The organism is Sulfitobacter sabulilitoris (assembly GCF_005887615.1).
In the GTDB taxonomy this organism is placed as follows: domain Bacteria; phylum Pseudomonadota; class Alphaproteobacteria; order Rhodobacterales; family Rhodobacteraceae; genus Sulfitobacter_E; species Sulfitobacter_E sabulilitoris.
The window spans coordinates 325,838-346,624 of sequence record NZ_VANS01000004.1; the positions used below are offsets into that span (position 1 = coordinate 325,838).

Below are 20,787 nucleotides of genomic sequence, written 5' to 3' on the forward strand. Positions count from 1 at the left end.
AGCCCCGGCAACAGGGCCGACGACGACCTGCCGTCGCCGGCCCATTCCGCTCACCATAGGATCGCATCCGACCGCAGCCATGCGCGCAGCCGCGCGATGCACCACAGCCATCGACGCCCGGCAGTCGCGGGTCAGCGCCGCGTGACCGTGTAAAGCGCCCCTGCCTGCAACGGACCCTCGATCACCGTGGTCTGGCCGTCGGGCCAGGTGATCTCGGCCCGGGTTGCGGCGTCTTGATCCCCCAGCCCGAAATGCACGCGCGGCGCGTCAAACGACATGAACCCGCCGCCAAGCACGATTTCGCGGGACTGGATGCGCGGACTGTCGTCGGCAAGCCGCAGGTGTGCGCCGATCCCGTCGCGGTTGCCGACGTGGTCGCGCAATTCAAAGGCGATGGCCCCACCTGTCTGGCCCGCGTTCCGAAACAGCACAAGCGGCCCGTTGACCGGATGGGTGACCATGTCCAGATCGCCGTCGTTGTCGATGTCAAAGGCGGTGGCGGCGGCCGTCATCAGGTAATCCTCAAGCCCGAAGGGGCCGGAGGCCTCGGTGAAGGTGCCATCGCCATTGTTATGAAAAAACAGGTTCGAGGGCGAAACCTCGTTCGGGACCCAGGTGCCGTTGACGATATAGACGTCCTGCCAGCCGTCATTGTCGAAATCCGCGATCTTGGTGTCCCAGCTCCAGCCGCCGACCTCAAGCCCGCGGGCCTCGGCCGTGTCGGTGTAGCTGTCGCCGTCGCCCTCCCGCTCCAACAGCACGTTGGACCGCAGGATCTGCGGTACGGCGGCGTCGCTCTCGGCGGCGGTGATCGGGCGCGCGGGCAGGAAGTGCAGGTCGCAATAGCTGCGGGCACGCGGCTCGCCCAGGGGGATCAGCTTGCAAATCGCCGCATCGTTGCGCTGGATCGCCAGATCCTTGACCAGCATCGCCTTGCATTCGGCCTGCGCCCGGCCCGCCAGGGTCTGACACTTGCCGGCGTAGGTCGGGTCGAACTGGTTGCCGGATTTGTACCAGCGCTTGATGTCCATGTTGGCGGCGCAGGTGGCCTTGGCCTGCGCGTCGGCGATCGCGTCGCAATAGTGCGACAGCGGTTGCATCTTGAGCGTATCGGACACGCCCGAAGATCGCCCGGCAATCTGCGCGAAGTACAGGTCGGGCGTGCCGTCGTTCAGCAGGTCCGCGGTCTTGATCGACATGGTGGTCGTCGTGGTGTGGGGCAGGCGCGCGTCGGCATGGGTGATGGCGGTGAACCCGCCCGCACCATCGCCCAAGTAGACATAGTCCGGGACCTCGAAATCGTTGCCGACCAGCAGATCGGCGGTGCCGTTGCCATCGATGTCCGAAAACAGGATCGACAGGGTCTCGCCGGGGATGCCGGGCAGGGCGGTGGTGCGCGTGCCGAATGTGCCGCCCCCGCTGGCGGCGTCGTTCCACAGGATCGCGTTGCGGCTTTCCTCGCCGGGGACACGGCGATACCAGCCAGCGGCCCAGTTTCCCAAGGCGAGATCCAGATCGCCGTCGCGGTCCGCATCCGCGAGACTGAGCGCGAGGCTGAGCACATGATCGTCCGGCATGGCAATGCGGGTCGGCGCGCCCGCGAATTGGCCCAAGCGGTTGCGCCAGACGAAATTGCCTTCGCGGTACGTGGCAAGGATCAGATCGCGCCAGCCGTCATTGTCGACATCGGCCAGCACCGCGTTGAACACCGGCAGTCGGGTCAAGGGGCCAAGATCAAGCGCGACGCGGGAAAATTGGCCCGTGCCGTCGTTTTCGTAAAGATACAGACCCGCTTCGGTCGAGGCGACGACGAGGTCGAGGTCGCCGTCACGGTCGATGTCGCCCGAAGCGAGGCTGCGGCCTTCCCAGAACGGCGGCCACATGTCGGCAAAGGAAAACTCCAAAGGTTTGTCGATGCCAACCTGAAGCGCTTCGATCCGGGTGAAGGGGGTGGCATCGGCAGGCGATCGTGCGGCAAAGGGGGTGGCGGTGACGGTGATCTGCGGTTCGGGATCGGCGGTCGTGGTGGCGGCCTGCGCCGCCCAGGGCATGTGGGCGGAGGGCCGTGCATCGCCCAAGAGCATCCTCAGCGCCCGGTCGCTCTGCCAGGTGTGATAGCCCTGCGCGCCCAGTCCCGCGACAACACCGAGCGCCAGCACCGCGCCGGCCATCATCCAGGCCGCGCGCCCGCCCATGGCCTGTGCAACGATGAAGAACGAGTAGACGCTGAAGCTGCCGAGGGTGAACAGCAGCGCCATCACATAGCCCTGTTCAAGGCCCGCCGTGAGCAATGCGCCGGTCACGACCACGTCAAAGGCGATGGGCACCGGCAGGAACAGCCCGACCACGGCGATGGCCAGCAGCGCCAGCAGCGAGAATTCCAGCCCGAGGATCAGGCCCTGCGGCAGCAGCGTGGCGGCCGTCGCGCCAAGGAGCCCCGCAAGCAGCATCAGCGGCACCGTCATGCGCAGAATGTACCACAGGTTTCGCAGGTAGCTGCCGATCACCGCCCGTGCGGCTTTGACCACGTGTTCGGGGCGCGCGTCATCGGCCGCCGGCGCGCTTTGGGTCAGCGCCGCGCCTAGGGTCCAGTCCTGCGTCGGCAAGGTGATCGCGGGGCCGGGTGCGATTTCGCGCCGCGGCAGAGTCCGGCAGATCAGCGGCACCGCCAGCAGGATCACCACAAGGCTGAACGCGATCTTGGTCAGCGCCATGTAGACCGGCAGCAGCGAAAACAGCATCGTCAGGACGACGACATTGAGCGTAGGCGAGGCGATCATCGCCGCCAGCGTGGTTTCGGCGCGCAATCCGCCAGTGTACATGCCGCGCGCGATCGGTGCGGCGCAGTTGACGCAGACACCCAGCGGCGTGCCGATCACCATCCCCAGCAGCGCGTTGGAAAACCCCCCGCGAAAGCTTTTGGTGCGCAGATAGGACAGCGCGGTCAGGAATGCGGCGGCAAACAGCACGCCAAAGGTCATGCCCTTGAGGTTGGTGTCGATCCAGTTGAGCGTGGTCCAGAAGATCCGCTCGGCCAGACCCATGCCGGCATCGACCGCGAATTTCGCCTCGAAGCTCAGCGAATCCTCAAGCTGGATCGCGCCGGACATGACCGCTTTTTCATCGAGGCTGGGATAGCGCGACCCGGTCCAGAACAGGTAGGCCAGAACGACGATGAGCAGCAGTGCGAGGAAAAAGCGTTTCTGAAAGGGGGGGATGATGAACTTGGTCAAGGGCGCGCCCTTTCCTGGATCTTGGCCCACCAGTATTCGATGCCGAGCCGAGCATGAATTTGCGTCCTGGCCTCGGGCGCGTCGAAACGCGATGCGAGCGCCGAGTGCCAGTCCGCGAGCTTCCGCCGGGTGAGGTCTTCCGGCCTCCAGTCGGGCACAAAGGCAACGGGCAGGTCCGCGTAGGCACTTGCGGTCGGGCTCGACCTTATGATCGGCGCTGATCCATGCAGAAGTGTTTGCCACGCTTTCGGAGAGGGATCGAGCCCACCGCCTTCGGCACAGATGACAAAGGCGTGGTCTTGCATCAGGGCGAGGAAATCGGCCTCGGTGACTTCTTCTTCCAAGACAGTGCACCAATCCGCCCAGTGCTCTCGCGCGGTTTGCGTGATCCGCTTTCGGGCGTCCCACTGCGCCCCGCTTCGAACCCGATGCCCGCACAGAACCCTGATGGGCCGTTCGCTGAACGGTATATGAGGCGGAATCGCGATCCAGTCGGTGGCTTCGGGATCAGGAAAGACCATCCCCAGCGGCAAGGGAGACATCTTCGAATTCGTGGCATCGTCGAGATTTTCGACGAACCAGTGCGTCAGGCCCGGTGCCGCTAGAATGGCGTCAACGGCGCCCGGACAGGTGTCCGCAAAGCTGTTCCAGCGTGCGTCGATCTGGTTGGGCAGCGTGACGTCTTCCGAACCGCTGACCAGAACGAAGCTGTCCTCGAGCAGTGGAAGTACCTGTTCGACGAACCCCTTGAGCGCGACCGCCGGCGATCTCAGGGACAAGTAGACATGCCTGGGTGCCCGCGTTTCGACCCGGCGCACAAGATGCGTTTGCGGTTGCGCCGTATCGCTTAGAAACACCCAGTCGCAGCGCGCGGCGATGCCGGTCAGGACGTAGGCGTCGGCACCGAGGTTCTTTGGAAACAGACGTGTCGACTGGACATTCAGGTGCATGGGGGCTCAAAACTTCTGAAGCAGTGGTACGTCATGCATTGAAAAGGCTTCGGTGCGATGGAGCCTTTGCGCCGGTTTCCAGGGCGTAGCCGAAGCCTTGGGCGATGTCCTTGCACAATGACCAGACCGGCGCGATGCGGGGGTCGTCATCGTCGAAGGCCCGGCGGCGCGCGGGGTCCAGGATGGGCCGGATCAACTGCTCTTGTCCAACGCCGATGAAGCCCGACAGCCTGAACGCAAACCCTGACCAATCATCGAAAATATCCTCGTAGCAGACGGAAAGCACACGACCGGCGATGTCGGGATCGCGCGTCAGGCGGGCAACCGCCCCGACCTGGTAGGCCCACGACACGGCATTGTCGAGCGTGGCTTCGTCGCAGTCGTAGTCCCCGGGCGCGATGTTCAGCGCGTGGTAGGCGGCCTTGAGCACCATCGCCCCGACGCGATGGCGTGGGTCCGAGGTCACGTGCCGGTTGCGCAGACAACAGGTGACCGGATGCCGCAGGAGATGAACGACCCGCGCGTTTGGAAAGGCGTGCAGCACCTCCGGCAGGATGAACATCGTCTCGGGCAGCTTCCAGCCCCAATGCGCGCCAACCTGTCCGCCGGCCCGGTCCAGGATGGCGCGGGCGCAGTCCCGCAGTGTGCTTTCTACGTCTTCGGCCTGCCGCGTGTCGATCGGCGCGCCCGTCGCCATTTTTTCCAACGCGATCTCGTATATCGGGTCGCGCCACTCCATTGAATCGTTGGTCGGGTTGATATCGGTGCCCAGAAAGACCCCGGCATCCATCGCGATCTTGCTGACCAGTCGAGTCCCGCTCCCGCCGCGGCCGACGAAAATCACCGGCGCATCCAGCCGATGATCACTTGAACGCCGAACAGATCCGGTTGCGAGCATTGGACGCGATCCCTGAAGTGACAAGTACACCTTGTATCCCGCCAGAAAACACAAGCGGGATCAAGGGCATTTCATTTGGTCGCAGATCCGCTCTGGCGCGTCGATCAGGTTTCGGTCACTCCAGATTGAGCGCGGTTTCCAGAGTTTCCACTCGCCCGTGCAACTGCTCGATATAGATATGTGCATGTTCCAGTTCGTTGAGCATGCGCAGCATCTTTTCGGTCATGTTGATCGGATCGCCGACCAGGGTCGGTCCAACGGCGGGCAGATGCTTGTTCTGCCACATCTCTTTGGCGTGTTCGGCAATGGACGGTACGGTATAGACCTCCGGATCGAACACCGCGTCGCATGGCGTGCTGGAACAGGCGCCGCTGCCGCCCGTGGTCAAGGACCCCGACAGGATCAGATCGCCATTTGCCGACAGGTCGAACGGAAAATTGGACGTGCTCGAATTCAGGCTGTCGTCGATGATGAAACGCTGGCCAGCGCGCATTTCCCATAGGATCGTAGGAAAGGCCGAGTTCCCCATCTCGATCGCCGGATCGCCCTTATTCTCCATTTTCAGCATCACACGTTTTTGCTGTGTCGCGCTGTTTTCAGAAAGCCTCATCTGTGCCGTGCCATCGGTCGAAGCCAGGTGGACAGAGGCCTGCGGGCTTTGTGTTCCGAACCCGATGTCACCGTTCGTATTCACGAAAAGGCTGTTGGTCGGCGCGCTTGGCTTGATCTTGAACGGCAACCTGGATCCGTTGGTTACATCGCGGACAAAAAAGTTGGTTTCATTGCCGGCGATGTCCCAGGTCTGCGGCGTAAAGCCGGAGGAGCCATCCTGCTCAAGACGGATGGTCGGACTGTCGCCGTCGACGATATGCGCTTCGACCACCGGATTGCTGGTGCCAAGGCCAATTTGCCCCGAGTCTTCGACATAGAGCGAATTGCTGGGTGCGCTCGCTTCGATGGTGAAGGGCGTCCTGCCGCCATCAATATCGTCGATCGAGAACTTGTTTTGCCCGCCGTTCGAGCTGTCGTTGAAGGTCAACTGCCAGTCATTGGTCGGAAAGCTGCCGGTACTGGATGTATCCTGCGCCTTGATGCGCAAGTTGTTTTCCTTGAGCCTCAGGGTGTCGAAGCCAAAGCTTTCGCCGTTCACGCAATCCTGTCCGATACAAGCGCTGCCATCGACGATCAGGTCGTCGAGAATTTGCTGATCGGCCTGCGCCAATGTACCCATCAGGCCAAGGGCCGTGGTGCCAAGCACCTTTGCTGCGGATGAAAGTCTAAAATAATGTGCCATGTCGCACTCTCCCTTTGAAATATGACCCCGTTGGCCGGGGTTCAGCCGTTGTCTTCTTTGATGTCGTCCGGCGTGATGATCGCTCCGCGCGACACTTCGAAATACCCCGATGCATAGAAAGGCACCGCTGCGGTATCGCGCGCGTCGTCGCCGCGGCCGTTGTCGATCTGGTTGACGATCTTGCTTTGCTCTTCGGTCGCCGCGCGCAACTCATAGCGATAAATGCCGTCCAGCGCATCGGCGCGGTCGAGTTCGAACACAGGTGTGCCCGTGGGCGCGTGAATGTCGGTGATCTTGCCGTTGGGCGCGGCCACGACCAGGGTCGCATTGCTCAGCCCGATCCAGTTTTCGAACCAGATGGCGTTGGAATTGTGTTGTTGCACGGGGTCGGCGGCCAGAGCGCCGGATGCGGTTACCACGGACAACAACAAGGTCACAGCCAACGGTTTGAATTGAAACGGCATGGAACCCCCTGCTTGCTGATAACGGCATGGGCGTACCCGAACGGACGCGCAAGATTGCGTCAAAAAATTGCCAATGCACTTCCGCTATTACTACATTTTTCGAAAATCGCTAAGCAGATTATTAACGAATATCGAAAACAATCGCGTCCTCTTGCGCCTTTTGCCAGGCCTGAGTGGCGCGTGACTGGGCCTCGTTGATCTGCTCCGGGGTCATTTTGCGGCGCAGGGCGCTGCTGCTCAGGGTCGCGTCCGGCAGGCCGGCCGTGGCCGCCAGAACCAGCCACATCTGACCCAGAACATAGTCCTGCGGAACGCCCAGCCCGCGCACGTAGAGCAGCCCGAGGTTGGTCATCGACGGTGCATGGCCACGATCGGCTGCCGCCTGGAAAAGACGCGCGGCCTGTGCCCAATGGGGCGGCTGCGGGGCCTCGGCACTGACCAGCGCCCAGCCAAGTTGAAATTGGGCCACCGGGTCGCCTGTCCGCGCCATCCGCGCCACACCGGACAGCATGCCGGGATCCAGCGGTTGCAAGCGGGCATCATAGACAAAGGCCTGCGCCGCGTCGGCCTCTGTCCGTTCCAGTTCCCCCGCCATCCGATAAAGGCGCGCGGCTTCGTCGTCGCTCTGGGGCACGCCAAATCCGTTTTCATACATCACGCCAAGGTTGGTCATGGCCGTGCCAAGCCCCTGATCCGCCGCGGCGGCAAACAGCTTGGCCGCGCGGTCGTAATCCTGCGGCGCGCCGGTGCCGCGGACGTAGAGCAGCCCGAGGTTGTTTTGCGCGCGCGGGTGCCCGACAGCAGCCGGAGCCTCGTAGAGCTGAAGGGCGCGCGCGGTGTCCTGTGTCACGCCGTTGCCGTTCTGGAACAGCACGCCCAGGCTGACGGCGGCATCCATATGGCCGGCGTCGGCGGCTTGCGCATACAACGCGGCGGCCTGTTCGGGATCCGACGGCTCCAGCACTGCCGCGAGGTCGAAGATATGGTCCGGGTCGCCCTGTGCCGCGGCGGCCTCCAGCCAATGACGCGCGCGATCGGGGTCGTGTTCATATCCGAGACCGGAGTGATAATAGCGGCCCAACCTGTTCTGAGCTTCGGCATCGCCGGCCTCTGCGGCGCGTCCGAACCACTGCGCCGCCGTGGCAAAGTTCTGCAAGACGCCGTCGCCGTCATGGTAGCGCTGCCCCAGTTTGCGCTGCGCCAGCGGACCGCCCGCCGTGGCCGCGGCGATCAGGTCGTCCAGCGGCGCGGCCTCCACCACCTGCGCCAGGCCGGCCGGGGCGGGCAGGGTGATCAGCAAGGTCAGGGCCAAGGCACGGGCGCGTGCCAGCCCGGCATTCAGCATCGCGGCCCTCATTCGGTGACGGTCACGGTCTGCGGTGTCCGCGGTGTCTGTGCCGCTTGCGCCGCATAAAGCGCGCGGGCCATCGCCTGCGCATCGGCGATCTGCCCCGGCGTCATCAGCGACGCGATCAGGTCGCGGGTGTCCGCCGCGCTTTGGCTTCCGCCCGCGGCGGCCAGGTTCAGCCAGCCATGCGCGGTGACGTAATCCTGCGCAACCCCGGCGGCGCCGGTGACATATACCTGCCCAAGCGCGGCCTGCGCGTCGGTGGCACCGGCTGTGGCCGCGCGGGTCAGCAGCGCGATGCCCTGCGCATGGCGGGTATCGTCCTCGATCAGCAGCGCGCCCAACCCGGTCTGCGCGGCCCGCAGCCCATCCTCGGCCTGCGCTTCGAGCAGCGACAGGGCGGCGCTGTCTCCGGCACGGGCCGCGGCCAGGACCCAGGGCACCGTCAACTGCGGTGCGACGCGCCCCTCCAGCGCCTGGCTGGCGGCCAGCGATCCCAGCCGTTCGCTGGCGCGTGGGTCGCCCTGCTCCGCGGCCTGCCTGTAGAACGCGACGGCGCGGTCCATGTCCCTGGCGACGCCGCGCCCGGTCTCATGGAAACGGCCCATCACCGTCATGGCGCGGGCCACCCCTGCGCCAGCGGCGCGCTCGTACCAAAGCGCGGCGCGGGCATCGTCGCGGTCCACGCCTTGACCGGTTGCAAAGGCGTGGCCGAGATTGTTCAGCGCGCCGGGATCGCCGGCCTCCGCCGCCTGCAGCAGCCAGCGCAGCGCCTCCGCGCTGTCTTGCACGACGCCATCGCCGGTCAGGTAGGCCATGCCCAACAGGCGCTGCGCGATCGGCAATCCGCCTTCGGCGGCGCGGCGATACCAGCGCAGGGCCCGTGCCCGGTCCGGCGCCGCATCAGTGCCGGTGTCAAGGGCGCGGGCAAGTGTATATTGCGCTTCGGTGTGGCCGGCCTCGGCCGCGGCGGTCAGCCAGCGCTGCATCGCCGCCGGGTCCGCCGTGACGCCGGTCCCGGTGCGGTAGGCACGGGCCAGTTCGAACTGGGCCTGGGTATGCTCCTGCTCGGCGGCGGCGAGGAACCAGTTGAAGGCGGCTTGCGGGTCGCGCGCGACGCCATCGCCGTTCAGGGTCAGCAAGCCCAGGTAATATTGCGCCTGCGCATCGCCGCGTGTGGCGGCGCGCGCCAGCAGCGACGCGGCCCGCGCCGGATCGCGCGGCGCCTCTTCGTAGCCCGTCAGGTAGATCCGCGCCAGCATCGTGGCCGCCTGCGGATGGGTCTGGTCCACCGCGCGTTGCAGCCATGTGATCGCGCCCGCCAGATCGCGCGGGCCGCCACGCCCTTCCAGCAGCACCTGCCCATAGCGGTACTGCGCCAGTGGGGTTCCGGTATCCTGGGCCAGCTGGCGCAGGCCATCGCGTACGGTGACATAATCGCCGCGCTCCCAGGCTTGTTCGATCGACGTCATGTCGGGCAGCGGGCCGGCGCTGTCTTGTGCATGGGTCCAGATCGGCAGCATGGCGATGACGATCGCAAGCGCGGCGCGGGTCGGGGCGAGGATCGGCAGGCGCGGTGGAAACATCATACGGTGCAAGCTTTTCAGGACCAATCAGGACGAACGACAAAAAAGGCCGGTGGCGGCCTGTGCCAAAGCCTAGCGGGCTTTGCCACATGAGGCGAGTATCAAATCGCGCCCACCCAGAAGAGATGCACCAGCGCCGTCGCCGCGCAGAGCGGCGCGCCAAAGGGCAGCGGCTGCGCGGCGTCGAGCGTGTGGCCGGCGCGCGCGCCCAGGATCAGCGCGGCGGCCAGCGCGACAAGCGCGGCCAGCAGGACCATCAGCGGCAGATCCCACGGGCCCGTCAGCGCGCCCAGCGGCGCCATGAGTTTCACGTCTCCCAATCCCAGCCCCTCGCGACCGCGCAGCCTGCGGTAGCCCGCACGCAGCCCCCAGAAGCTTCCGGCCCCGAGTGCCGCGCCCAAGACCGCCGCGCCGGGATCGGCAAACAGGATGACATGCGCCGCGACCAGCAGCCCGAGCGACGCCACCAGCACATCGGGCAGGCGCAACCATTGCAGATCGCTGACCGCCAGCGCCAGCAGCAGCCACAACAGCCCGGCGTTCAGCAACACCTGCAGCGGTCCACCCCCCGCGGCGAGGGCCACAAGGGCGGCCCCGGTCGCCGCCAGTTCGGTATAAAGAAGCCAGGGCGGAATTGCCGCGCCACAGCTTGCGCAGCGACCGCGCCTGGCGACAAAGGACAGCACCGGTACAAGGTCGCGCGGGGCCAGGGGCCGGGCGCAGGCGCGACAGGCGGACCGCCGGGCCACGACGTCTTCGCCGCGCGGCACACGGTCGATCACCACGCCCAGAAACGACCCGACCGCCGGGGCGCAGAGCAGCAGCAATACGGCAAGGGCGATCTCACTGGGCATGGATCCGAGTGATAGGCAGCCGCCCCCGGCTTGTCCATTGTCACGCGGGCGGTGGCGTGGCGGAACGGTGGGGCGCGCGATTGGCAATTGTCACTCCGCTGTGCCCTGCCTATCGTGGTCGCAGTTCCAAGGATCTTTTGCCGCCATGACCAGACCCGCCTCCGCCCGGACCGATGCGACCGCCCCCAGCGCCCCGCCCACTCTGCGCGTCGCCCGCCCGCAGCGTCATCGCGAGGCCGGGTTTTCGCTGTTGGAGCTGATGGTGGTCGTGGTGATCCTGTCGATCCTGGCGTTGGTCATCGTGCCACGGGTGATCGACCGGCCCGATCAGGCCCGCGTGGCCCGTGCGCAGACCGACCTCGCCGCGATCTCGAGCGCGGTCAACCTCTACCGGCTGGACAACTTCCGCTATCCGACGACCGATCAGGGGCTGGCTGCGCTGGTCACCGCCCCTGCCGGAGGGGCCGCCCTGCCGAACTGGACAGGGTACATGGACCGCCTGCCCAACGATCCGTGGGGCCAGCCCTATCACTACCTGCAACCCGGCGTGCATGGCGATTTCGATATCTTCAGTTATGGCGCGGACGCCGTGCCGGGCGGGGCCGGGGCCGACGCGGATATCGGGACATGGATGCTGGAATAACCGTGCGGGGGCAGGCTACGGCCCAGGGCGGCCAGTCGGGGTTCACGCTGATCGAACTGGTGATCGTCATCGCGATTCTGTCGGTGCTTTCGGTCGGCGCATTGCTTGCGGTCGGTCGGGTCGGCGGCGGGGCCTCCGGCGACGCGGCGACGTTCCGGGCCTTGTACGACGCCAACCGGCGCCTTGCGGTGCAGGGCCAGAACTGGCGTGGCCTGAGGGTGGAGCAGGGCGGCACCCGGACCGCGGTACGCGGTGCAGATGGCTGGCAGAGCGCGCCGACCCTTCGGCGCTGGCGCGACCGCGTGGCGTTCCGGCACGCGGTCCCTGTGCCCGGCGACCGGCTGATGCCCGACATCGTGTTCCTGCCCAATGGTCAGACCTCGGCTTTTTCGATTCAGTTCGCGGCGCGGGGGCGTGACCCGTCGCGCCGTTCCCTGCGCTGTGGCAGCGACGGCTGGACGGGGCTCAGATGCGACGCGGAATAGTGCGGGGCGACGGCACCGCCGGGCTGACACTGCTGGAACTGGTTGTGGCGATCGCGGTGCTGAGCATCGGCACGCTGGCCGCGCTGCGCGCGATGGATCAGTCGCGGCTGGTGCTGGGCGGTGCGACGCCGCGACTGATGGCGCAGCTGGTGGCGCAGAACCGGGCCGAGGAGTTGCGGCTTTTCGGGCCGGCGGCGGGCGGATTGCCGGACCGGGTCGTCATGGGGCTGCAAAGCTACCGGGTGACGCATCTGCGCCGCGATACCGCCGCCGGCCTGGTCGAAGTGCAAATCGTCGTGCGCGCCGATACGGGCCCGGGCGCGACCCTCGTCACGGTGCTGCCGCCGCAGGGGAGCGGCCGATGACCCCGCGCTCCCGCCCGCGCGATGCGGGCCTGACCCTGATCGAACTTGTGGTGGCGATGGCGGTTTTCGCGCTGGTGGCTATCATGGGGGTGCAGGCCCTCACGGGCAGCCTGCGCAGCCGTGACAGGCTGGTTGCGCTGGACGCGGAGAGCGCCGAGCTGGGGCTGGCGCTGAGCTTGTTGCGGGCCGACCTGGGCGCCATGGTGCCGATGCTGTTCTACCCGCCCGACGGGCCGCCGCGGGGGGCGCTGGACCTGGGGCCGCGGGGGCGCGAAATCGGCCTGTCGCTCGCGGGGCAGCCGGTGTTGCCCCCGATGGGTGGGCTGGGTCTGCACCGGGCAATCTGGCGTCACGATCCCGTCGCGCGCACCCTGTCGCGCCAGATCTGGCCGGTGTTGAGCCCGGCAGAACCCGGCGGCGCCGCGCCGGAGGTGGTCGTGCTGAACGGTGTCACCGGGCTGACGCTGCGCAGCCACTGGCAGACGGTCGGCTGGGTGCCCGGGGCGCGGGCCGACGGGATCGGCGTGGTGCCCGACGCCCCTGGCCCCGCTGACAGCGACGGCGCGACCGCCACGGTGCCCAGCCGGTACTCCAGCACCCTGCCGCAAGCTGTGGAACTGACGCTCGATACCCTCCGCCATGGTCGGATCGTCGTGATGGAGAGCCTGAAATGAACGCCGCGCCGCGCGACGGCGCACAGGGCTTCGTGCTGGTCAATGCGCTGATCCTGGTCGCGGCGCTGGCGGCGATGGCGGTGCTGGTGCTGGCGCGGGCCGAAGCGGCGCGCGAGCGGCAGGCACAGGCGCAGACCGCGGCGCAACTGGGGCTGTATCTGGACAGTGCCGAGGCATTGGCGATAACCCGGCTGGCGCGGGATCAGTCCGGCGGATCGGTGGATCACACCGGCGAGGACTGGGCCCGCCCGGTTTCGGACGTCGCTCTGGACAGGGGCGCGGTCAGCGCGACGATCGACGATCTGCAGGGCCGGTTCAACATCAACTGGCTGGCCCAGCCCGAGGATGATTTCGCCCGCGAAGGCTTTGACCGCCTGGCCCTTCACCTGGGTCTGGCCCCGGGGCACGTCGCGTCGATCACGGAGTTCCTGCGCCCCGGCGGCGCAGGGGGGGCGGGGACACAGGCGGCTTATGCCCGGCAATCTCCGGCGCTGCGGCCGCTGGGCGGGCCGGTGCTGATGCTTGACCAGTTGCAGGTCGTTCCGGGACTGCGCGCGCGCGATCTGGCGCGGTTGCGCCCGTTCATCGCGGCGTTGCCGGGCGACAGCCTGTTGAACGTGAACACCGCCTCGCCGCAGGTCTTGCAGGCGATGATGCCGGGCCTGACGGCGGCGGCGGCGGACCGGATGCTGCAGATCCGCCGTCGTGACGCCTTCGCATCGGTCGAGGGGTTCGCACGTGCGCTGGGTGCCGCGGCGGGCGTCGCCACGGTGGCCGCGCTGGAGCCCGATCTGGGGCGGCTGTCGATCGGATCGGACTGGTTCGCCCTGCGGGCCACGGCGACGCTGCAGGGACACAGGCGCGAACGATATGCGGTGCTGTCGCGGCAGCCGCTTCCGAAAGGCGTGCAGGTGTCCTATCGTGTAAACCGGGGCGAATGACGCTTCGCGGCAACAGGGGAACAGCGGTGCGCGCCAGAACGTCGCCTGCACATCGGATCGCGGTCGCACCGCTGGATCAGGCGATAACGGCGCCGGCGGGTCACGTGGCGGTGGTGCCGGGTGCCGAGGTGCCGTTGCTGGCGCTCGACCTGCCTGCCGGTCTGCGCGGTCAGGCCCGCGAACAGGTGGCGCGGCGGCAGTTGCGCGACCGGTTGGGCACCGGCGGCGATCACATCGAGATGCGCCCGTTCTTTGCGCCCGGCGACGACGATCGCTGGACCCGCGCGCTGGTGGCCGACGCGGGCGCGCTGGCAGGGTGGCGCGCGCGGGCGGTCGGCGGGTGCCGGGCGGTGCTGCCCGATTACCTGAGCCTGCCAACCGCGCCGGGGCTCTGGAGCCTGGACGTGACCGATGACGCGGTGCGGGTGCGGCTGGGGCCGGAGGACGGCTTCAGCGCCGAACCGGCCCTGGCGGAGGTGATGCTTGCGCAGGCTTTCGACGCGGCCGCCAAGGACATTCTGCCGCAAGCGGTGCTGCTTACCGGCAGGGACACGCCCGCGCGGGCGGCGCTTGAGGCTTTCGCGCAGGCGCGCGGGCTGCGGGTTGTCGGCACGGCGGATCAGGTCGAAGCGCTTGGCCTGGCCCGTCCGCAGTGTTTCGCCCATGGCGAGACCCGCTTTGACCTGCGTGCCGATCCGCGCGCGGCGCGGGCGCGATTGCGGTCGCAACTGCTGCCGTGGCGCTGGCCCGCGGTCCTGTTGCTGCTGGCGCTGGTGCTCTGGTCGGGGGCGCAGGCGATGGCGATCCGCACGCTCGAGGCTGAAACCCGCGCGCTGCGCGCCGGCACCGAAGCGCTGGTGCGTCAGCATTTCCTGCCCCGTGCGCCGCTGCTGGACATGCGGGTGCAGGTGGCGCAGGTGCTGGCACGCCGGCAGGCCGCCGCCGATGCCGCGCGCGGACGGGTGTCGCCGCTGCGGTTCTTTGCCGCCGCGGCGCAGGTGATGACCGATGCCGGCGCGATGCCGGAGGATTTGTCGCTGAGCCCGCAAGACGGGCTCGAAGTGGCGTTGCGGTTGCCGGATTTCGCCAGTTCCGACCGGCTGGTCGCCGATCTGCGCGCGGCGGGCTTCGGCGTGGAGATGGTCGAGGCCCGCGCCGCGCAGGGGACGGTGGGCGTGCGCGCGGAATTGCGCCTGCGTCCGGCGGAGGAGGGGCTGCAATGAACGATCGGCTGATCGACCTGTTGCTGCGGCGCAGCCCGCGCGAACGAGTGCTCTTGGCGCTTCTGGTCGGGGTGGCGGTGCCGGTGGCGCTGGTCATGGGGGTGATGCAGCCGCTGGCGGCCAAGCGCGCCGCGGCCGAAACGGCCTTTGCTGATATTCAAGCCGCGCAGATCTGGGTCGGTGCGCGGGTGGCCGAGCAGGCGGCGCTGGGGCCGGTGGGCGACCGGGGGCCGCGTGCGCCCATCGGCAGCAGCGGCCTTGAGCAGAGCCTGATCGCCGCGCGCCTGCGCGCGCGCCTCTCCGAGTTGTCGAACCGTGTGGACGGCGAGGTCGAATTGCGCTTCGATGCGGTCGCGTTCACCGATCTGATGGGCTGGATCACCGCCACGGACCGGATCTGGGGATATGACATCGCCCGGCTTGATCTGGTGCCGGGCGCGGATCCGGGGCGGGTCGATGCAGCCCTTCGCCTGACCCCGCAACGATGAGGCGCCCATGACCCAGACGCGCATGATCCGACTGCTCGCGGGCCTGGTGGCCCTGCTCGGGCTGGCCGCCGTCGGCCTTGCCGGTCAGCAGGCATGGAACACCTGGCAGGACCCGCTGCCACAGGGGGCGCTGGTCGCCCCGACGGTGACGTCGCCGCGTCCGGTGACGGGCGCCGAACCGCAACCGCCGCCGCGCTGGGCGCCCTTGTTTGGCGCCACGGCCAAGGTGCCGCCCCAACCTCCCGCACCCAAGGCCGAGCCGCAACCGCCCGCCCCGCCCGCGCCGCCGGTGACGAGCCTTGGATACACGCTGAAAGGCACCGTGAGCAGTGGCGAGACCCGCTGGGCGCTGGTGTCGCATCCGACCGGCGACACGCTGCTGCGGGTGGGCGAGGCCCTAACGCCGGATTATACCGTGGTGGCGATCGACGCGGCGGGGATGTGGGTGCAGGCCGGCGCGGATGGCCCGCGCCAATTGCTTGAGGTCGTCAAATAGGCCACAGGTCGCGATTTCCCCGAAAACGCGCGCTCTGACGGATGGCAAAGCGGTGCACTTGGTCTAAGGTTCCGATCAAACGCCCGCGGTGGCGGGCCAGCGGGCGGCGTGGACCCCGAACCCGCTGGACGAGGTGAGGTGGCATCGAACGAAAGAGCGGAGCATGACAGCAGTTTGGTGGATACGGGCGGTACTGGTGGCGCTGCTGCTGGGATCCGCGAGCGCCGTGATCGCCCCCTCGCAGGCGCGCGCGCAGGTGGCACTTGACCTGCGCGATGCCGATCTGCGCAATTTCGTCGAAATCGTGTCGGAAGCCACGGGCCGAAACTTTGTCATCGATCCGCAGGTGCGTGGCACCGTCACGGTTCTGGTGCCGGGCGACATCTCTCCGGCGGCGCTCTACGAGGTGTTTCTCAACGTGCTGGAACTGAACCGGCTGACCATCGTCGATGGCGTGGACAGCGACCGCATCGTGCCAATGGGCGTGGCCCGTGAACTGACGCCCGGTGCGCCGGGGTCGGGTGAATACGAGACCCGGATCATCCGCGTGCGCAACATGCCCGTGGCGGATGTGATCGCGGTCATCCGTCCGCTGCTGCCCGCCGAAGCGGTGGTATCGGCGGTGCCCGGATCGGGCATGCTGATCCTGTCGGACCGCATCGGCAACCACCGGCGGATCGAGGCGCTGATCGCCCAGCTTGACCAACCCCGCGACATCCCGATCGAGATGATCCGCCTGCGCAACGCCGATGCCGCCGAAGTGCTTCAGGTGGTGCAGGCGATGGGGATCCTGCCGGAGGACGCGTCCATCTCCGTGGACCGGCGCTCCAACGCGCTGGTGGTGTCGGGGTCGCAAGACGTGGTGCGCAGCTTGCGGGTGCTGGCCGGGCGCCTGGATGCGCAGCAATCCACCGTAGCCTCGCATGTGGAACAGCTCAATTACGCCGATGCCGGTGCACTGGCGGATGTGATCGTGCGCAGCTTTTCGCGCGAGGACGACACCGGCGCGCAGATCCGCATCGTTCCCGAACCGCAGACCAATTCGTTGCTGATCACCGCCCCGCAGGAGCGCATCAGCGCCGTCATCGAAATGATCCGCCACCTCGACCGCCGGCCGACGCAAGTGCTGGTGGAGGCGGTGATTTTCGAGATGTCGGTCGAAGGGTTCTCTGATCTTTCGGCGCAATTCGGTGTCATTCTCAACAATGCGGTGGTGGGCGGCGTGCAATTCGCGCTCGAGGGGCGGCCCAGCCTGACCAGCCTGGTGTCCAACGTGCTCAAGGGCGAAACCCCCAGCAGCGGCAATGGCGGCGTCCTGGCGGGGCGTGCGGGCGGGCGCGAAGACGGTCTGGCGGCGTTCCTGTCGGCCATCGCGAGCACCCGCAGCACCAAGCTTCTTTCGACGCCGTCGATCCTGACGCTGAACAATCAGGAGGCCGAGATCGTGGTGGCGCAGAACGTGCCCTTCGTGACCGGCAGCTTTGCCACCGTGGGTGACACCGCCTTGCCCGAAAATCCGTTTCAGACCATTGAGCGGCAGGACGTGGGACTGACGTTGAATGTCACGCCCCAGATCAACGCCGACAAGACCGTGCGGCTGGTGATCAAGCAGGAAGTGTCGAACCTGACCAATTCCGCCGCGGCCTCGGGCGGCGAAATCACCAATCGCCGGGCCCTGTCGACCACCGTACTGGTGCGCGATGGCAACGTCATCATGCTGGGCGGACTGCTCGAGGACGGCTCCGGGGCGACCTCGCAAAAGGTGCCGGGGCTGGCGAACATGCCGCTGCTGGGCGGGCTGTTCAAGGGCAAGAACGCATCGCAGAACCAGCGGGTGCTGCTGGTGATGCTGCGCCCGCGCATTATCGACACCGACGCAGAAGCCCGCCGCCTGACCGCCGCGGCCGCGGCCGAAGCGAAAGCGGCGAGCCTTGCCATTCAGCCCCGGGACGGGAAATATCCGACCGCGGCCCCGGGTGCGCTGCCCTACGAGGGCGGCAACCTGGACCAACCCTTTGATGCGGGGATGACCGAAAATGACGCCGAACGACGCCAGGCCCCCGCGCGCTCCCGACAGCGGCAGCAGCCCTCCGGCTACACCTACGAGGGGCGCTGAGGCGCGACTGCCCTTTGGCTTTGCGCGCGATCACCAGGTTGCCATCGAAGCCGGGCGCCTGATCGCCGGACCCCGCGCGACGGCGACGGGCCTGCGCGAGGCGCGCCGCCGGGCGGGGGCGGCGCTGGCGGTCGTCACCCAGCAGCAGGCGGAATTCGAGGCGACGCTGGCGCGGCTTTACCGCGACGACGATACGCCGGACGATGCCGCGCCGCTGCTTTTCGACCTGGAAGATAGCGCATTGCCGCAACGCGAACGCGACCTGCTGGAAGACACCGAGGACGCGCCGGTGATCCAGTTGGTGAACCAGCTCTTGCGCCGCGCGGTTCTGGCGGGGGCGTCGGACCTGCACGTCGAGCCCTACGAGGGGGGGCTGCGCGCCCGGATGCGGGTGGATGGATTTTTGCAGCCCGTGCTGGACCGATCCGACGTGCCGGTCAAACGCATCGTGTCGCGGCTCAAGGTTATGGCCGGGCTCGACATTGCCGAGACGCGGCTGCCGCAGGACGGGCGCATTCCGTTGCGGTTGGGCGGGCGGCTGATCGACACGCGTGTCTCTGCGATGCCGGGCAACTACGGCGAACGGGTGGTGTTGCGGATCCTGGACCGCCAGGCAGGTTTGATGCCGCTGGAGGGCTTGGGCCTCATGCCCGCACAGGTGGCGCAGCTTGAGCGGATGTCGGCGCTGCCCAATGGCATCATCCTGGCCACCGGCCCCACCGGGTCGGGCAAGACGACGACGCTCTATTCGCTGCTCAAGCTGGCAAACCGCGAAGCGCGCAACATCGTCACGGTGGAGGATCCGGTGGAATACGACCTGCCCGGAATAAGCCAGAGCCAGATCAACGCCGAGATCGGAATGACCTTTGCCGCCGGTCTGCGCGCGACGCTGCGCCAGGATCCCGATGTGATCCTCGTGGGCGAAATCCGCGACGGCGAAACCGTGAGCGTGGCGGCGCAGGCGGCGCTGACGGGGCATCTGGTGTTTTCGTCGCTACACGCCAACGGATCGGTGGGCGCCGTGGTGCGGCTGCGCGATCTGGGGCTGGATGATTTCCTGATCGCATCGACCCTGCGGGGGGTGATCGCGCAGCGGCTGTTGCGGCGGTTGTGCCCCGAGTGCCGCCGCGCGCATCCGCCCACCGCGGCAGAGGCGGCGCAGTTCACCCGCCACGATCTGCCGGTGCCCTCCGAAGTTTGCGACGCGCAGGGATGCGTGGCGTGCAGCGGCAGCGGCTATTCCGGGCGTGTGGGCATTTTCGAGATGATCGAAGTCGACGAGGCGCTGCGCGGCGCCATCGACGACGGGTTGCCGGAAACCCGGTTGCGCCACATCGCCCTGAGCGAACGGGACACGCTGATCGGGCACGGGCTGGCGCAGGTGGCGCAGGGCAACACCAGCCTTGCCGAAACGCTGCGCGTGCTGGGCGACGTGGCATGAGAGCCTATGACTACGTGGCCTTTACCGACACCGGAAAGCGCCGCACCGGCAGCGTCGTGGCCGAGACCGAGGCGCATGCCGGCGAGCTGCTGAAGGCGCAGGGGCTGTTCGTATCCGAGGTGCGCGGCAAAACCGTCCGCGGCGGAACCGGGCGACTGCTTGCGCCGCGCCGAACCCGCCTGAGCGCCGATCTGCAAGCCGTCTTTACCCGGCAGATGGCGGTTCTGCTGTCTGCGGAACTGCCCAGCGAGGCGGCGCTGGATGCCGTTCGCGCCGCAGGCGCCAGCCCGGCGATGGACCGGGTCGCCGCCGTGGCCAAGGCCGCGTTGATGCAGGGCGCGCCACTGTCGGACGCGCTTGACTCCAGCGGCGCGGGGTTCGCGCGATATTACCTTGCGGCCCTTCGCGCCGGCGAAGGCGCGGGCGATGTTGCGGTTGTCCTGACCGAACTGGCCGATCACCTCGAAACCCAGGGCACCGACCGTGCACAGATTGGCGCGGCGCTGGTCTATCCGGCGTTCGTCGCGGCGGTATCGCTGCTGGTATGTGCCATCCTGATGGTCAATGTCGCCCCCGAGATCGTGGCGATGTTCGAGATGTCGGGCCGCCCGCTGCCACAGATCACCCGCGTGGTTCTGGGGCTGAGCGACTGGGTGCAGGATCATCTGGCCGTGCTGGGCGCCGGGGCTGCGGCGCTGCTGGCGTTGGCGGTCGCCAGCGGCCGGGTCGCAGCCATCCGCGCGGCCCGCGACCGGGTGGCACTGCGTCTGCCGCTGATCGGGCGGCTGATCCGGTCGGCGGCGGCGGTGCAATATCTGCGGACGCTGGCGCTGGTGCTGACCAGCCGTCATGCCGTGCTCAGCGCGGTGGACAGCGCGGCCGGGGTGCTGACCATTGCACAGTTCCGCGCCGAGGCCGCGGCGGTGTCGCAGGCGGTACGCAGCGGAGAAACGCTGTCGCAGGCGTTGTCGCGGCTGTCCTTCCTGCCGCCGGTCGCGCGCCAGTTGATCGCCGCGGGCGAGGTCTCGGCCCGGCTTGCGCGCATGGCCGACCGCAGCGCGGTGCTGGTGGCCAGCGGCCTCTCGACCGAGCGCAAGCGCATCGCGGCGTTGATCGAGCCGTTGCTGATGATGCTTGTCGGATGTTTTGTGTTGCTGATCGTGCTGGCCGTTCTGCTGCCGATCTTCGACTTGCAATCGGTGGTTGCGGGCTAGACCATACGCCACCGTTGCCAATTCGTGACAGTGCCGAAGTTTATCGCGCCATCGGCAAGAAACTTCCGATGCGA

Annotated in this window: 19 protein-coding genes; 11 read left to right on the forward strand and 8 right to left on the reverse strand. The window is 67.6% G+C overall.

Annotation, left to right across the window (positions count from 1 at the left end):
• Window positions 1-131: 131 nt before the first annotated feature.
• From FDT80_RS15705 to FDT80_RS15740, 8 genes are all read right to left on the reverse strand, one after another.
• The gene (locus tag FDT80_RS15705; RefSeq protein ID WP_138663256.1) at window positions 132-3,233 is read right to left on the reverse strand and encodes an FG-GAP-like repeat-containing protein; all 3,102 of its coding nucleotides are present in this window, start codon (window positions 3,231-3,233) and stop codon (window positions 132-134) included.
• Window positions 3,230-4,183 (reverse strand): hypothetical protein, encoded by a 954-nt coding sequence (locus tag FDT80_RS15710; RefSeq protein ID WP_138663257.1) that lies wholly within the window; start codon window positions 4,181-4,183, stop codon window positions 3,230-3,232. The genes FDT80_RS15705 and FDT80_RS15710 overlap by 4 nt, the downstream gene beginning before the upstream one ends.
• 31 nt (window positions 4,184-4,214) lie before the next feature.
• Window positions 4,215-5,027, reverse strand: coding sequence for a sulfotransferase (locus FDT80_RS15715; RefSeq protein ID WP_170311895.1), 813 nt, complete (start codon window positions 5,025-5,027; stop codon window positions 4,215-4,217).
• Between the two features lie 169 nt (window positions 5,028-5,196).
• Complete coding sequence (locus FDT80_RS15720; RefSeq protein ID WP_138663259.1) at window positions 5,197-6,375, reverse strand: hypothetical protein; 1,179 nt, start codon at window positions 6,373-6,375, stop codon at window positions 5,197-5,199.
• A 41-nt stretch (window positions 6,376-6,416) separates the two neighbouring features.
• Complete coding sequence (locus FDT80_RS15725) at window positions 6,417-6,839, reverse strand: hypothetical protein (RefSeq protein ID WP_170311896.1); 423 nt, start codon at window positions 6,837-6,839, stop codon at window positions 6,417-6,419.
• 121 nt (window positions 6,840-6,960) lie between these two features.
• Window positions 6,961-8,184, reverse strand: coding sequence for a tetratricopeptide repeat protein (locus FDT80_RS15730; protein WP_170311897.1), 1,224 nt, complete (start codon window positions 8,182-8,184; stop codon window positions 6,961-6,963).
• Window positions 8,185-8,192: 8 nt separating this feature from the next.
• Complete coding sequence (locus FDT80_RS15735) at window positions 8,193-9,776, reverse strand: SEL1-like repeat protein (RefSeq protein WP_138663262.1); 1,584 nt, start codon at window positions 9,774-9,776, stop codon at window positions 8,193-8,195.
• Window positions 9,777-9,874: 98 nt separating this feature from the next.
• Window positions 9,875-10,627: a prepilin peptidase gene (locus FDT80_RS15740; protein ID WP_138663263.1), complete on the reverse strand. Its 753-nt coding sequence runs from the start codon at window positions 10,625-10,627 to the stop codon at window positions 9,875-9,877.
• A 145-nt stretch (window positions 10,628-10,772) separates the two neighbouring features.
• Between FDT80_RS15740 and gspG the strand changes: the two genes are divergently transcribed.
• From gspG to FDT80_RS15795, 11 genes are all read left to right on the forward strand, one after another.
• Complete coding sequence (gene gspG / locus FDT80_RS15745; protein WP_138663264.1) at window positions 10,773-11,270, forward strand: type II secretion system major pseudopilin GspG; 498 nt, start codon at window positions 10,773-10,775, stop codon at window positions 11,268-11,270.
• Window positions 11,255-11,755 carry a type II secretion system protein gene (locus tag FDT80_RS15750; protein ID WP_138663265.1) on the forward strand — a complete coding sequence of 167 codons (501 nt, stop codon included), beginning with the start codon at window positions 11,255-11,257 and terminating at the stop codon, window positions 11,753-11,755. The genes gspG and FDT80_RS15750 overlap by 16 nt, the downstream gene beginning before the upstream one ends.
• Window positions 11,740-12,120: a type IV pilus modification PilV family protein gene (locus FDT80_RS15755; protein ID WP_138663266.1), complete on the forward strand. Its 381-nt coding sequence runs from the start codon at window positions 11,740-11,742 to the stop codon at window positions 12,118-12,120. Before FDT80_RS15750 ends, FDT80_RS15755 begins: the two co-directional genes overlap by 16 nt.
• Entirely contained in the window at window positions 12,117-12,794 is a 678-nt protein-coding gene (locus FDT80_RS15760; RefSeq protein WP_138663267.1) for a prepilin-type N-terminal cleavage/methylation domain-containing protein, read from the forward strand. Before FDT80_RS15755 ends, FDT80_RS15760 begins: the two co-directional genes overlap by 4 nt.
• Window positions 12,791-13,735, forward strand: coding sequence for a type II secretion system minor pseudopilin GspK (gspK, locus tag FDT80_RS15765; protein WP_138663268.1), 945 nt, complete (start codon window positions 12,791-12,793; stop codon window positions 13,733-13,735). The genes FDT80_RS15760 and gspK overlap by 4 nt, the downstream gene beginning before the upstream one ends.
• The gene (gene gspL, locus FDT80_RS15770; RefSeq protein WP_138663269.1) at window positions 13,732-14,958 is read left to right on the forward strand and encodes a type II secretion system protein GspL; all 1,227 of its coding nucleotides are present in this window, start codon (window positions 13,732-13,734) and stop codon (window positions 14,956-14,958) included. Before gspK ends, gspL begins: the two co-directional genes overlap by 4 nt.
• Window positions 14,955-15,446 (forward strand): type II secretion system protein GspM, encoded by a 492-nt coding sequence (gspM, locus tag FDT80_RS15775; protein ID WP_138663270.1) that lies wholly within the window; start codon window positions 14,955-14,957, stop codon window positions 15,444-15,446. The genes gspL and gspM overlap by 4 nt, the downstream gene beginning before the upstream one ends.
• A gap of 7 nt (window positions 15,447-15,453) precedes the next feature.
• Entirely contained in the window at window positions 15,454-15,942 is a 489-nt protein-coding gene (locus tag FDT80_RS15780) for a type II secretion system protein N (RefSeq protein WP_138663271.1), read from the forward strand.
• A gap of 163 nt (window positions 15,943-16,105) precedes the next feature.
• A complete protein-coding gene (gspD, locus tag FDT80_RS15785; protein ID WP_138663272.1) occupies window positions 16,106-18,058 on the forward strand; it encodes a type II secretion system secretin GspD in 1,953 nt (650 codons plus the stop codon).
• A complete protein-coding gene (locus tag FDT80_RS15790) occupies window positions 17,979-19,499 on the forward strand; it encodes a GspE/PulE family protein (protein ID WP_138663273.1) in 1,521 nt (506 codons plus the stop codon). The genes gspD and FDT80_RS15790 overlap by 80 nt, the downstream gene beginning before the upstream one ends.
• Window positions 19,496-20,713 carry a type II secretion system F family protein gene (locus FDT80_RS15795; RefSeq protein WP_138663274.1) on the forward strand — a complete coding sequence of 406 codons (1,218 nt, stop codon included), beginning with the start codon at window positions 19,496-19,498 and terminating at the stop codon, window positions 20,711-20,713. Before FDT80_RS15790 ends, FDT80_RS15795 begins: the two co-directional genes overlap by 4 nt.
• Window positions 20,714-20,787: the final 74 nt, after the last annotated feature.